Raw genomic sequence first — 14290 nt, 5'->3', positions numbered from 1 at the left:
TCTTTTTCAATCATTCCATTTGGGTTATATTGCGATCTTATAGCTCAATATAGGTAATGATTGCTTATGGTTAATGATTTTAATTCAGAACGAAGCGGATTTTGTAATAACCCCTGAAATCACGGATCAAGATCGCAATATCGTCTGGAGCGCAGAAGCCCACGCCGATTTTTGGGAAGATGATGATTTGGATGATGGTCCGGTTGATACCTCCGCGGTTCAAACCCAAACAGCGGCCAAAACGGAAGAATGTGAAAGTACGGAAAAGCAGAAAGCGTGCGAAGAATGTCTGGCTATTCCGGTGACAAGTGAAAAATATCGCAAGGTCAATCGCTGGAGTGCCATTACTATTAACTATCAGCGATTTATTGCCAAAACCCGGTATGACCCGGTGGCACAAATAATTCAGGAGTTTCAGTGTCTGAAAGTGACGTTTGATGGCTGGCAGCCTAAGCGTTGTTTATTTCTAGAAGCCAAGGCGCAGTATGACCAGTTTTTTGATAGTAAGGGAAAACCTAAAAGTTGGTGGAAGGGGGCAAAATCAGGGAAAAAAACAGGCTGAGAGACACCAAGCAGTCTGTAATGCATTAGATAATATGCCTCATGTGGAATGGCATTTTTTACAACCCATAAGTTGCAAATATTTTAAGACGCTATTTATTGAACATAAAAATATTAGTGTTCATTACACCCCCTGTTCCGATTTAATGATAACAGTTTAATTCGAGGTAAATATGGCTATAATTCGTATAGAAATCAATGTGCGTTATGAACAACAGGAAACTATTACTGTAAATTCAGCGTTAATGGATTTGTATTTTATTACACGACAAATAGATATATTTTTTGAAAAGAAAAAAACATGGTACTTAACTGGTTACTCCCGAAAAGAGGCATTAAAACATGTTGTGTTTGATGAACAAGGTCCAACGGAAAAAACAGTGAGTTACTTTGAAAAATCTTATAAAAAAGATTTTCCGTCACTCATCGAAGATATGTGGGATGGAGAACAAGATGAGATAGCTAGTAGTATTAGTTATAATAAATTATCTACTAGAGGCCCTAACTGGGTCAAGTTAGAACTGAACCTAAAAATTGACAGCAACCAGCTTAATATTTCCCGGTTAGTTGAACTTGTCAAATATCTAGTGAACAGTCGTAATTTCCCCTATATTCAAGTTGAAACCAACGAATATACATTACAGAATAAACAGGTTTTCCCTGACCGTCTCAGTGTCGGCTGGATGCTTTATCAGCCTAAAATAATTGATAAATCCTGTCTTCCTATGGCAGAAGAAATACTTCCCGTTTATCAAAACGATCAGCAAATTGGCACATTAATCATCACCCAAAAAGGGATTTTTGATGGTGAAAATCAGGATGATATTGATAAATCCAATGATGTTGAAATTCAGTTGCTCAATCTGGGATTGCTGCCATTAATTACTGAGATTTAAAGGCAACGATATTATTTTCTAATGGTAAAACAATGGAGAACTTTAATGTCAAAGGCTGTTATCCTTCTGGGTGATACAACAGATCATAGCGGTAAAGTCATTACCGCCATTGACCAATATACTTACAACGGTATTTCCATTGCAGGTAAAGGGGATCAGGTCGAATGCCCCCAATGCAAAGGAGTTTTTCCTATTATTGAAGGTGCTGATTCCCTGCAATATCAGGGAAAATCCATTGCACTTGAAGGAATGCAAACAGCATGCGGGGCAAGATTAATTGCCCGTCAGCATAAATTCACACTTGTCAGTTAATGAGAGTTTTATTCGCAACATTTAAGCCTCTGGTTTAAATATTCATATTGCAAAAAATAAGATAAATAGGAGAAGTTAATATGCCTATACCCAATAGATTTCAAATTGCAGCGCGGCGGCAAGTGAGCGCATCCCCAGGAGCATAGATAACTCTGTGACTGGGGTAAGTGAAAAATATCGCAAGGTCAATCGCTGGAGCGCCATTACTATTAACTATCAGCGATTTATTGCCAAAACCCGGTATGACCCGGTGGCACAAATAATTCAGGAGTTTCAGTGTCTGAAAGTGACGTTTGGTGGCTGGCAGCCTAAGCGTTATTTATTTCTGGAGGCTAAGGCGCGGTATGACCAGTTTTTTGATATTGCACTCTGCAATATTTAATGAAGATAAACCGGAAAGAAAATTGATTGCAGGCGGGATTATCCCACCTGCACACTGCAATAAAGTTACAGAGCCAGGAAGAATCCGGCAATGGTTGCACTCATCAGGTTAGATAATGTACCCGCTATAACAGCTTTGATCCCCAGACGAGCAACATCCCCACGACGACTTGGAGCCATACCGCCCAAACCACCCAACAGAATAGCGACGGAAGAAAGGTTAGCAAAACCACACAGCGCAAAGGAGATGATTGCTTTGGTGTGTTCTGACAGAACCTGCAAACCCGCTGCCGCAACCACATCATCTGGTTTCAAATAAGCGCCAAAGTTCATAAAGGCAACGAATTCATTCACAACCAGTTTTTGACCAATGAAAGAACCCGCCACTATGGCTTCATTCCACGGAACACCAATCAAATAAGCAATTGGCGCACAAATCCAGCCCAGCACCAATTCAAGGGAAAGTTGTGGGTAATTCCACCACCCACCAATGCCACCAAGAATACCGTTTACCAATGCAATCAAGGCAACAAACGCCAATAACATTGCACCTACGTTTAATGCTAATTGCATACCAACAACGGCACCAGAAGCAGCGGCATCAATAATGTTAGCAGGGCGGTCCTCTTCCGCAACCAGTGACATTGCATCAACAGTATCGTGGGTTTTTTCGGTTTCAGGCACCATAAGTTTAGCGAACAACAGACCACCTGGCGCCGCCATAAAGGACGCAGCAATCAAATAATCTAAAGATACACCCATTGATGCATAGCCAGCCAGTACCGAACCTGCAACGGATGCTAGGCCACCACTCATAATCGCAAATAGCTCAGACTGGGTCATCGTCGCAATATAAGGACGAACAACCATCGGTGCCTCAGTTTGGCCCACGAAAATATTAGCTGTCGCAGATAAAGATTCTGTACGCGAAGTTCCGAGAATTTTTTGCAGGCCACCGCCCAATATTTTAATAATGAGCTGCATGACACCAATGTAGTACAGAACAGCAATCAGTGAAGAGAAGAAAACAATAATAGGCAGTACGCGCAAGGCGAAAACAAAACCACCGCTGCCAAACAGCTCAAACATTTTGGGGGAAACTAATCCGCCAAAAATAAAATCCATCCCTTTCTGACCATACTGAATAACATTAGAAACCCCCTCAGACATACCCATTAATACTTTCTTACCCACGGGAACGTAAAGTACAAAAGCGCCGATAGTGACCTGAATCAAAAAGGCACCAAGGACAGTACGGAGTTTAATAGCACGATAGTTACTGGAAAAAAGTACTGCGATCAAGATCAGCACTACCATCCCGACCAGGCTCATAAAGAGTTGCATTGGAAGAATCCCTGTTCACTTAATAATAAATTAAATATGTCAGTTGAATGTAAATCGTTCACTGACGCTGAGTCGGCGCTGATTATACTCAGTCATAGGAATGAACAAGCTATCTACATCACAAATACCTACTGAAAAAAGCAATAAAAAAACCAAAAATGTGATGCAAATCACACAATATTGTATAAATAATCTACAGCAAGATAATCTGACCGGCGGGATAACAAATTAATAGATGAATATAATATAAGCGAAGCTAAAGTTTGGTGGTAATTATCCACCGACAACAGCTCTACCGTATCATGTTCACACCATACAGATAAGCAAATAAAGCAATATTTCAAAGACAAATTTAAGGAAACAAACCCAAACCTAAATCACTGAATCAACCCTTTATGGAAAATAATATTTTATTTTGACCGGGTGAGTATTTTCCAATTGGTATTAGCATTTTACTTTGGCGAGAAATATGACTACTATAACAACTGGCCACCATTTTGAAAAAATGCACTTATTAATCGAATCCACTCTGTACAAAAATAACCGTATTAATAGTGCCTAATCCCTGATTAAGCCAAAATTCAATTATCTTTCCACTCCTTCTAGCTATATAAAAATCAGGATAAAAATAAACTATCACAAGCATTAAATACTATACCCAATAGATTTCAATTTGCAGCGCGGCGGTAAGTGAACGCAGCCAACAAAGAGGCAACTTGAAAGATAACAGGTATATTGACGCTATTTCAGGAGATACTCACTAATATTTTTCTAAGGTAATCCCACAGGCGCTAACCAAAATAATTCATCTCCAAGGTTTCCACGGGTAGCGCCACTTTTTCATACAAAATATTACCAATATTATAACCTTGAAGCCTTGAATCTTAATCCATCATCGATTTATCCAGTTTCAGTTAACGGCATCTTTGCCAATAGTAGTTAAAATCACGCTGTAAATCATATAACTAATCCAAATAACTCAATGCTGTTATGATAAAGCTGGGCGGCGATTTCATCAGGAGATTCACGGCGAAGCTCACATAACGAAGCAAAAACCCCGGTAATTCTTTCCGGTCGGTTAGGCTCTCCCTGAAACCCGAAAAGCGGCATATCCGGTGCGTCTGTTTCCAGCACAAGAAAAGTTAAAGGAAGTTCAGCCACTGCGCGACGGGTTTTCTGCGCTCTTTCATAAGTCATGGTTCCCCCTACCCCAATGTAATATCCCAAACGGATAAAAGCCTCCGCCTGAGATAAACTCCCGGCAAATCCGTGTACAACTCCAGTACGAGGAAGGTTGATTCTTCTCAAGATCGCCGCCAGTTGATCGTGGCTTTTTCTGGAATGGAGCATAACGGGTAATTCATACTGTTTTGCTAACCGCAATTGGGCACACAGTAATTCTTCCTGCTTTGCAAACTGGGGTTCAGCCATATAAAGATCGAGGCCAATCTCTCCGACAGCTACCAGCTTTTCATGTTTCTGTTTCAGTAATCGTTCCAGATCTGCCAGATGCGATTCCTGATGTTCATTGATATAAAGAGGATGCAAGCCTAGTCCTGCATAGACCTCTGGATAAGAACAAGCCAGTTTAAACACCCGTTGCAAATTGTGCCCACTGACAGCGGGCACAATAATTTTTTCCACACCAACCTGAGCCGCCCGTTGTAAACTCTGCTGCTCATCATCACGAAATGGAGGGAAATCAAAATGGCAGTGGGTATCAATAAACATGAAACTATCCGTTATTAATCTGTTCTGATGACTCTGTTAACGTAGCTGATGACCTAGCCGAATCTCTATTTTTTACATTCTGGCACAAGAAGTTACGGTTAAAATTGTAATTTTTACGCTCAGCAATACCGAATTCATTATCAACAAACAAGTGACCGACTGTTGCCAGGAAATAGCGACCACTACGGCGCCCAAGATGATAATCCTTATTTAACGCTGCCAAACGGCTGCCTAATGCACTAGCCATTAATGGAGCCGGTGGGTAGATTTCAAAAATCTGTACATCATCAGGTGGGTTCTCAATAAATTTTTGAGTACGGTAGTAGCTTTTCGCATGTTGTTGTAGCATTCGCACCATCTTTTGCAGGCTGCTATCTCCCAACCAATGCTCCATGCGTTTCATCCAATCAGGCGTGTAATAGAGCTGTGAAGGAACCGTACGGATCACCACTATGGTATCAGCTCCTCGGCGATAAGCTTCTTCCACTGGAATCGCATCACTGATACCTCCGTCATAATAAACAACACCGTCGATAGTGACACCATTGCGATAAAATCCTGGAATTGCACTTGATGCTTTAATCACTTCCAGCCAATTTTTCTCATCAGGATGGAAATAGGTAGGTTCAAAATTATCTGAACGACACGCGCACATATAAAATTCGCACCCAGCATCAAATTTGCGTAAAGCTGCCGAAATATCCAATGGAAGTTCGCTAGACACAGTGTCTACAAACCAGTCTAAATCAATTAAATGACCACCACGAACGAAACGCAGAGGATTAAAGAAAATAGGATTTGTTGTATAGCGACTGATAGCCCGCCGGGCATATCCACGTTGTCCACAAATATAAGCTGAAAGGTTCTGAGCACCTGCCGAAGTACCCAGTAATAGATCAAACGGGTTAAATTCAACACGCATAAATTCATCCAGCACACCGGCTGTAAAAATACCGCGTTGCCCTCCACCTTCACAAACAAGCGCAATTTTTCCAGATTTAATATGCGACTCATATTTATGGGATAATAGATCAATATTTCCCAAAGTTATCGGTATACGTTTCCCCACACAGCCCCCAAGAAAATACATGACGGATAGAGCATAACTTGGGGAGTTATTATCCGTCATTATATTATGGTGCTAAGTAGTCAATATTTTGATAAAAAGGCCCCTGGTGAGGGCGCATATCTGGTTAGTACAACTAAAATTTGTTGGATGGGAAACAACCACCCTAGACAAAGAAATATACCTGTTATCTTTCAAGTTGCCTCTTTGTTGGCGGCACTCACTCCGGTCACAGAGTTATCTATGCTCCCGGGGATTCGCTCTCTTGCCGTCGCGATCCATCTTGAAATCTATACCCGTCATCTTTCAAGTTGCTTCTTTGTTGGCTGCACTCACTCACCCCGGTCACATAGTTATCTATGCTCCCGGGGATTCGCTCCCTTGCCGCCGCGATGCATCTTGAAATCCATAGGGTATATTGGGTATATTGGGTATATATTATTTTTTTATGGTTAAACCATTTTGAATAGATTTGACCCCTTTCACTTTAGCGATAACCGCTAAAATTTTCCTGGATTGTTCCTCACTTTTCACAAAACCAGAAATATAAACTACTCCTTTTTCTGTTTTTACAGAGATGTCACTGCTGCTGATACCCTTTTCTGCCAACAGCTCGCTTTTAATTTTTGCTGTGGTTGCACTATCTCCCATGTAACCATCAACACTTTTCACTGAATCATCAATCTTTTGACCAGCACTATCAAATGCTTGTGTCGCTTTATTTTTAAAAGACTCTTCCGCCAGCACATTACCGCTGACCAAGGCGGTGCCTAAAACAACAGCCATCAATGAGTGAGTCAATTTAACATTCTTCATCTTATACCTTCCTTTTGTCGGTTAGATTTCTGAATCTATAAAGCCATTCAATACTGTCTTTGTACACGGTAATCTAAACGTAACCTATACCCGTCATCTTTCAAGTTGCTTCTTTGTTGGCTGCGTTCACTTACCCCAGTCACATAGTTATCTATGCTCCTGGGGATGCGTTCTCTTGCCGCCGCGATGCATCTTGAAATCCATAGGGTATAAACAGAATAACAATCCGCATTAGAATTAGAAATGGGTTATTACTTCCAGTAGCTAAGCTAAATTGGAAAATAAAAACACCAGATACAGTGAAGACCGGGAAATAGTAACAGGAAAATAAAGCAAAGAGCTATAAAATAAGACGGATCTTGCCGACTAAATTATAAATTATTCTTGTGTTATATATATTTTTGTAAAGAAAAAAGGCTAACCTATTGTTAGCCTTATAAAATATTAATGCTCCCGTGTCTTACGGAAATTAACATCAGGGTAACGTTCACCAGTAAGATTCAGATTGACCATGGTTGGCGCAATATAGGTCAGATTATCACCACCATCGAGCGCCAAGTTTTGTTCATTCTTACGCTTAAACTCTTCCAACTTTTTAGCGTCATGACACTCAACCCAACGCGCAGTCGAAACGTTTACTGGTTCATATAAAGCTTCAACGTTGTATTCACTTTTCAGACGAGCAACAACAACATCAAACTGTAGAATACCCACAGCCCCCACAATTAAGTCGTTGTTCATCAGGGGACGAAATACCTGTACTGCACCTTCTTCAGATAGCTGAACCAATCCTTTTAATAACTGCTTCTGCTTCAGAGGATCGCGCAGACGAATACGACGGAATAATTCTGGCGCAAAGTTAGGTATACCCGTAAATTTCAGATCTTCCCCTTGGGTAAAGGTATCACCAATCTGAATTGTCCCGTGGTTATGCAGACCGATAATATCTCCCGGATAGGCATGATCCACATGAGAACGATCACCAGCCATAAATGTTAGCGCATCAGAAATAACAACATCTTTCTTAATTCTTACCTGATGCAACTTCATGCCTTTTTCATATTTACCTGATACCACACGCAAGAAAGCCACGCGGTCGCGGTGTTTAGGGTCCATATTGGCCTGAATCTTAAAGATAAATCCGGTAAATTTCTCTTCTTGAGCAGAAACTGCACGGACATTGGTCTGACGAGGCATTGGTACAGGCGCCCATTTAACCAAACCATCCAGCATATGGTTAACACCAAAGTTACCCAATGCAGTACCGAAAAATACGGGTGTAAGTTCACCTTGCAAAAATGCCTGATGATCAAATTCGTGGGAAGCGCCCTGCACCAGTTCCAACTCCTGACGCAATTGCTCAGCCAAATCTTCACCAATCGCAGCATCCAATTCAGGATTATTCAGCCCCTTAATCGCGCGGACTTCCTGAATAGTGTGCCCCTGCCCGGTTTGATACAGGTACGTTTCATCAAGATAAAGATGATAAACCCCTTTAAAATATTTACCGCACCCAATCGGCCAGGTGATTGGGCAACAAGCAATATTCAACTCATTTTCCACTTCATCCATCAATTCCATTGGATCACGGATATCGCGGTCAAGCTTGTTCATGAACGTCAGAATCGGGGTATCACGCAGACGGGTCACTTCCATCAATTTACGTGTACGATCCTCAACACCTTTAGCGGCATCAATGACCATCAAGCAACAGTCAACCGCCGTCAATGTGCGGTAAGTATCTTCGGAGAAATCTTCATGTCCTGGCGTATCAAGCAAGTTAACCAGACAATCTTGGTAAGGAAATTGCATCACCGAAGTAGTAATGGAAATACCACGTTGTTTTTCCATTTCCATCCAGTCAGATTTCGCGTGCTGATTTGAACCACGACCTTTCACTGTACCTGCTTTCTGAATCGCCTGTCCGAACAGCAACACTTTTTCAGTGATGGTTGTTTTCCCTGCATCAGGGTGAGAAATGATTGCAAAAGTGCGCCGTTTAGCGACTTCTTGCTGAAAAGGGGAATTTGACATCAATAAGAATCTTCTGCTTTGTATACGGGCTTGTACTCAACATCAGGCGCTTCCCCGCAAGGAAAACAACTCCCAAACCCATGGATGAATAAAAAATTGGCGCTCATTTTCGCTGAAATTGGTGCTATAAACAATCAATCAATTTCATTGCACCATTCAGAAAGTAACGGCAATGCCATAATAATGGCATCTTCTTTACCTGTTGCAGTAGGATAATAATTCTTACGCACAGAGACTTGATTAAAGCCTAAATGTTCATACAACCTGATAGCGGAGTAGTTCGATTGTCTTACCTCAAGCCATAAAGTATTCATTCCTTTGTCTGGTAGAATGGATATTAAATATTCCAGTAATGCTTTACCGTAACCTTTACCTTGATAGTCGGGATGAATAGCAATATTAAATAATGTGGCTTCATCTAATACCCATTGAGTGATAGCAAAGCCAATAAGTTGTTCATTAATCGTTATTTTATAATTCAGATACCGCTCACCCTGATTACTGAAAAACGTTTTTTCACTCCACGGGAACGCATGACTAGTTTGTTCAACCAGAAAAGCGAACGGGAGATCAGCGGGAGTTAATAGAGAAATGTTGTTCATGTTGAGAAATCTGCTGCCAAAGAGAACGTTTTGCCTTTCCATCACAATATAAATCATTTAATGCAGGGCTTCTCAAAGAAATCCCTTGCCATGATAGTGTAATATCCACACCCAACAGCCAACATGGGCACTTAACCTGTTCCGGTAGCATCACAACATTATCTGATGTAATGCAGTAAACAGAGGATTTATCCAGCCCCATAGCTGTAAAAATATCTATTAATAATGAGTGAGTTAAATCAATGTGGTCATTGGTAATAATTAGCAGACGGGTGGCATCAGGTAGGTGAACAGCTAACTCACCTTGCAAAACCGCCGGGTTACGTAAGGCCCATTGGGTAATCCCCAATTGAGCTAATAACCTGTCGCGCCGGGTTACCATATCTATTCACCTGCTGTAAAAAATAATCAGTAACATGTTATCAGAGGCCACTATCTGCGCCAATATTGGGTTTTAGATTTATCATTACTTAATATTTGAACACAGAACATGAAGGAGTTTATAGACAAATGTCTGCATTAACCCCCGCCAGTGAAGTTATTTTGCGTCACCGAGAGCAATTTAGCTCTCATCACCTGCTGTTCGCGGGTGATATTCAAGACACACTGGCAACCCAAATTGATGCTGCCAGTGTGCGAGTGCACACTAACCAATATCATCACTGGCAATCACTGATCCGTACTCTGGGTGATAATGCCTGGTTTGGCTTGGCAGCCGAAAAAGCATTTACCCGAGGTTGCGACACCCTTATTTATTACTGGCCTAAAAGTAAGCAAGAAGCTCGCTTTCAATTACGCAGCCTGTTCTCTGTTTTACCAAAAGGTATCAATATCTTTATTGTCGGTGAAAACCGTAGCGGAGTACGTAGTGTAGACAAACTGATGGACGGTATGGCAACTTTCCAAAAAATCGACAGCGCCCGTCGTTGCAGCCTCTTCTACGGCAGATTAGAACATGAGGTGCTGTTTGAACAGGATAACTGGTGGAACAGTTATCAGGTGGAAAACGTCATAGTGAATACTTTACCGGGTGTATTTAGCCAGGATGAACTGGATGTTGGCAGCCGTTTATTGCTTTCTACCTTTGACAAGCCTCTCTCTGGCAATTTACTGGATATCGCATGTGGTGCGGGTGTTTTGGCTGCCGTATTGGGTAAAAATAATCCTGAGCTAGCACTTACTCTCAGTGATGTTAATGCAGCCGCTATTGCCTCCAGTAAAGCAACCTTAAAAGCCAATAAACTGGAAGGTCAAGTTATCGTCAGTAATGTTTATTCCAATATTGAAGATAAATTCAACTGGATTATCTCTAATCCCCCCTTCCATGAAGGATTGAAAACCAGTTTGCGGGCAGCCGACGATCTGATCCGCCAGGCGCCCAGCTACCTTAAACCTGGGGGTAAACTACGGATTGTCGCTAATGCTTTCCTGCCTTATCCCGATTTACTGGATAAAACGTTTGGCAATCATGAAGTCATTGCTCAGACGGGGAAATTCAAAGTTTACCAAGCAATAAAAAAATCCTGATTTGTTTAGCCTGTCCGTGACTATGGACAGGCCATCTTTGATAACAAAATAGTAAATGATGATTTTTACGGCAATCATGCAATACTATAATAAATAATGATTGACGTAGGCTACAAAATCTCTAGAATTCGCCTCCGTGCTATCAATCAAGGTTGATAGTGTCTGAACTTGCGAGGGTGGCGGAATTGGTAGACGCGCTAGCTTCAGGTGTTAGTGTCCTTTCGGACGTGGGGGTTCAAGTCCCCCCCTTCGCACCAAATCAGACAACTGCCAATAAGATTCGGCAACAGAAAATAACAGTACCTGCGAGGGTGGCGGAATTGGTAGACGCGCTAGCTTCAGGTGTTAGTGTCCTTACGGACGTGAGGGTTCAAGTCCCTCCTTTCGCACCAATCTGTTCATTTTTCGCATCAGTTTTCTCACTTACTTTTCCTCCTAAACAACGTCAAAAACAACCAAACCGATTCGCGCCAGCCAGCAAAGCACACAGTACAGCAAATCCTGATGGTATTAACAGAAAATGGCGCGACCTCTGATTCAACAACATAAATAAAGTTAGCAACATTGCGACTACTACCCCAATTTTAAACTGCTCAATTCCTGGATTCACTATTACGAATAGTATTCCCGCCAAACTAGATAAACCCACTCCCCACAAGCTGGTCATTCCCTGCCAGAAAAGAGATCTTTGCCTTTCTTTAGCCCTTATCATAACTTACACCAATTTAAATGATAATGATTACCAATATCATATACAAAAAAGTACGAAGTACAAGCCAGTTGCAATTACTAATCTGATAAGATGAATAACTTGTGACACCAGCGCAAGCTATTCCAGCTTAGTATACTGACAGGACTAAAAAATTGTGGCTTAACAAGAGGCAAAACTAAAGCTGCCAGAATCAGCTACCTTATCACATATTATCGAGTTCAAAGACTACCTTAATAATCAACTTAATAGTATGCAATTACACATATTATTCAATGCAGCTAATCCTCCTTTTTCTTAAATCCTGTTTTGGATATTCCAAACGACTATGGGTAAGACCTGCTCTTATCATCATCTGTAGATAACCTAATGCAACCGCTGTAGGGTCAATCACCTGAATCGGCATTCCTACAACTCCCATCTCTTTGGATAAGTACTTCGCCATCCCTATCATGCCAGTACAACCTAATACTATAGCTGTTACTCGTTCTTCATTAACCATCCTTTTAGTTTGAGTGAGGAGAACATCTTCTAACTTTCCAGGTATTTGGTGCAATTCGTCAATAGATTGATCAATGCTGCAAATACAAGCTAATTTCTGGTGAATACCAGCTAACGTCGCAAGATCTCTAATCAAACGTGCACAAGACTGAGTAATTGTAATTACTCCCCAACGCTTCGAGATCATTCCAGCACTTAACGCAGCAGGCTCGAATCCACCAACGATAGGAATATCAACTATCTCTCTCGCAACGGAAATAGCAGGATCACTTACACAACTCACAAAGACGCCATCATATCCTTCCTTTTCAGATTCGATGATTTTGTCAACAATCTCAGGAGTTGAATACATTTCGTCGTAACGAGACTCAATCGAAGGTGAGCCAGACTCTAAATTAACAACGGTAATTAATACATCCTGTGCAATATAGTAAGAAATCTCCTCTTGTACTGCTGAATTATATTTCGATGTCAACAACGGAACAATAACTTTAATTCTCATAAATGACCCTTTAATTAGTTAACATGTGACCTATCGTTAATTTATCGACTTACTGCATGATTTCGAAAATCAATTAAAACGAGTAATGAAAACAATAACCCTATAGTAATTATCGATGATACTACTATTGCTGAATTAAATAGCTTTCCAGTAAATGCCCATCCTGAAATAAAAACACTGAGACTGAAAAAAATAAGCCTAAAAAAAGTTAATAGAGATGATGCTGAACCCACCAATTTAGGATACAATGCCAAAGAATGAGAGAACACCATACTATATTGAAAAGCAGAACCAATACAAATGACAGCCATTGACAGCGTAAAGGGTATTGCAGATTTAGGATAAAAATGACTGAATATTATGAGTGAACTACACCCTATGCAACAAATGACAATACTCAGATAGATACAATTAACTGAACCAATCTTTCTATTCAAAGCACCTGAATAGAATCCGGCCACCGCTAAACATATTCCTAATATTGCTTGATGTATCGAAAAAATATAGTAACTCATTCCCATTTTATCTATATATAAAAATGGGACAACAGATACATATGCAATACATGCAGACACTAATAACCCAGGGGTAAAAGTATATATCAAGAAACGCGTACTAAATATAAGTTGACAATAATTTCTTGCAACCTCATTTACACTCAGTTTTATCGTATCACGATTTGTTTCAGGAATGATAAACACAGCCATAAGAGAAAGAAAACTCAGTAAAGCCACTAAATGGTAGGTAGATCTCCAATCATAATATACAACAATAAGAGAGCCAGCAACAGGTGCTATAATGAGAGCCGCTGATATTGCTGAGTTAAGGATTCCAAAAACCTGTACTGACTCCTCATCTTTATAGGTATCCGAGCAAATTATAAACCCAACAACCCAAATAGCACTGCACCCAATTCCTTGGATAAACCTAAATAAATACAATTGACTCAGATCACCCGAAATTGAACAACCTACACTACCAATAAAGAATAGAGTAGCTCCGATTAGAATGACTTTTCTTCGCCCATACGACTCAGAAAGAGGACCGAAAATAGGTGTGAATAGGCATAACCCTAAGAAATTCACTATTAAAGTAAATTGCACTGCCGATTCAGTTGCAGAAAAGAACCTCAGCATTTGGGGGAATGCTGGCAAAGTAATATCAACTTCTACAAATGATGGAACCATTCCAACGATAAGTATTATCGGTAAAAGCCTTAACATTAACGGCGACATAAATCAATTCACCTCTGAACATTATTAATCCTATATAATATAAACACAAAGTGCTGCCATCAAACAAGATCGA

14 protein-coding genes, 2 tRNA genes and 1 pseudogene are annotated in these 14290 nt (G+C 40.7%); 7 read left to right on the top strand and 10 right to left on the bottom strand.

The genetic code is table 11. The annotated features are described in order from the left end of the window. Nucleotides 1-73: 73 nt before the first annotated feature. From EAE89_RS09960 to EAE89_RS23580, 4 genes and pseudogenes are all read left to right on the top strand, one after another. Nucleotides 74-562, top strand: coding sequence for a Tox-REase-5 domain-containing protein (locus EAE89_RS09960; RefSeq protein ID WP_244866333.1), 489 nt, complete (start codon nucleotides 74-76; stop codon nucleotides 560-562). Between the two features lie 172 nt (nucleotides 563-734). Continuing rightward, a complete protein-coding gene (locus EAE89_RS09955; protein WP_214085739.1) occupies nucleotides 735-1457 on the top strand; it encodes an Imm52 family immunity protein in 723 nt (240 codons plus the stop codon). A 45-nt stretch (nucleotides 1458-1502) separates the two neighbouring features. Continuing rightward, the gene (locus EAE89_RS09950) at nucleotides 1503-1769 is read left to right on the top strand and encodes a PAAR domain-containing protein (protein WP_072161769.1); all 267 of its coding nucleotides are present in this window, start codon (nucleotides 1503-1505) and stop codon (nucleotides 1767-1769) included. A gap of 166 nt (nucleotides 1770-1935) precedes the next feature. Further along, a pseudogene (locus EAE89_RS23580) lies at nucleotides 1936-2130 on the top strand (Tox-REase-5 domain-containing protein); the annotation flags it as partial. A gap of 86 nt (nucleotides 2131-2216) precedes the next feature. Here EAE89_RS23580 and EAE89_RS09940 read toward each other — a convergent pair. From EAE89_RS09940 to EAE89_RS09910, 7 genes are all read right to left on the bottom strand, one after another. Further along, nucleotides 2217-3482, bottom strand: a complete 1266-nt coding sequence (locus EAE89_RS09940; RefSeq protein WP_188093347.1) for a NupC/NupG family nucleoside CNT transporter — start codon at nucleotides 3480-3482, stop codon at nucleotides 2217-2219. 969 nt (nucleotides 3483-4451) lie between these two features. After that, nucleotides 4452-5225, bottom strand: coding sequence for a TatD family hydrolase (locus EAE89_RS09935; RefSeq protein ID WP_054474973.1), 774 nt, complete (start codon nucleotides 5223-5225; stop codon nucleotides 4452-4454). Nucleotides 5226-5229: 4 nt separating this feature from the next. Beyond that, complete coding sequence (locus EAE89_RS09930; RefSeq protein ID WP_054474975.1) at nucleotides 5230-6294, bottom strand: patatin-like phospholipase family protein; 1065 nt, start codon at nucleotides 6292-6294, stop codon at nucleotides 5230-5232. A gap of 435 nt (nucleotides 6295-6729) precedes the next feature. Beyond that, nucleotides 6730-7107, bottom strand: a complete 378-nt coding sequence (locus EAE89_RS09925) for a BON domain-containing protein (RefSeq protein WP_054481347.1) — start codon at nucleotides 7105-7107, stop codon at nucleotides 6730-6732. 444 nt (nucleotides 7108-7551) lie between these two features. After that, nucleotides 7552-9141, bottom strand: coding sequence for a peptide chain release factor 3 (gene prfC, locus EAE89_RS09920; RefSeq protein WP_054481346.1), 1590 nt, complete (start codon nucleotides 9139-9141; stop codon nucleotides 7552-7554). Between the two features lie 134 nt (nucleotides 9142-9275). Continuing rightward, nucleotides 9276-9743, bottom strand: a complete 468-nt coding sequence (gene rimI / locus EAE89_RS09915; protein ID WP_054481344.1) for a ribosomal protein S18-alanine N-acetyltransferase — start codon at nucleotides 9741-9743, stop codon at nucleotides 9276-9278. After that, on the bottom strand, nucleotides 9712-10125 hold the full coding sequence (locus EAE89_RS09910) for a DNA polymerase III subunit psi (RefSeq protein ID WP_054481341.1): 414 nt from the start codon (nucleotides 10123-10125) through the stop codon (nucleotides 9712-9714). The genes rimI and EAE89_RS09910 overlap by 32 nt, the downstream gene beginning before the upstream one ends. A 128-nt stretch (nucleotides 10126-10253) precedes the next feature. Between EAE89_RS09910 and rsmC the strand changes: the two genes are divergently transcribed. The 3 genes from rsmC to EAE89_RS09895 all read left to right on the top strand — a co-directional run bounded on the left by rsmC (nucleotide 10254) and on the right by EAE89_RS09895 (nucleotide 11662). Then, nucleotides 10254-11270, top strand: a complete 1017-nt coding sequence (rsmC, locus tag EAE89_RS09905; RefSeq protein ID WP_054481339.1) for a 16S rRNA (guanine(1207)-N(2))-methyltransferase RsmC — start codon at nucleotides 10254-10256, stop codon at nucleotides 11268-11270. A gap of 170 nt (nucleotides 11271-11440) precedes the next feature. After that, nucleotides 11441-11527: transfer RNA gene (locus EAE89_RS09900), tRNA-Leu, on the top strand. 48 nt (nucleotides 11528-11575) lie between these two features. Next, a tRNA-Leu gene (locus EAE89_RS09895) sits at nucleotides 11576-11662 on the top strand. 53 nt (nucleotides 11663-11715) lie between these two features. Here EAE89_RS09895 and EAE89_RS09890 read toward each other — a convergent pair. The 3 genes from EAE89_RS09890 to EAE89_RS09880 form a co-directional block, all read right to left on the bottom strand. After that, a complete protein-coding gene (locus EAE89_RS09890) occupies nucleotides 11716-11982 on the bottom strand; it encodes a DUF1435 family protein (protein ID WP_054481336.1) in 267 nt (88 codons plus the stop codon). A gap of 265 nt (nucleotides 11983-12247) precedes the next feature. Continuing rightward, complete coding sequence (locus EAE89_RS09885; RefSeq protein WP_054481334.1) at nucleotides 12248-12982, bottom strand: aspartate/glutamate racemase family protein; 735 nt, start codon at nucleotides 12980-12982, stop codon at nucleotides 12248-12250. Nucleotides 12983-13023: 41 nt separating this feature from the next. Next, complete coding sequence (locus EAE89_RS09880; protein ID WP_054481332.1) at nucleotides 13024-14217, bottom strand: MFS transporter; 1194 nt, start codon at nucleotides 14215-14217, stop codon at nucleotides 13024-13026. Nucleotides 14218-14290: the final 73 nt, after the last annotated feature.

It is taken from the genome of Photorhabdus heterorhabditis, assembly GCF_018448905.1.
GTDB lineage: Bacteria > Pseudomonadota > Gammaproteobacteria > Enterobacterales > Enterobacteriaceae > Photorhabdus > Photorhabdus heterorhabditis.
Note: the sequence above shows the minus strand (reverse complement) of the source record. Positions and strands in the feature narration are given on the sequence as shown.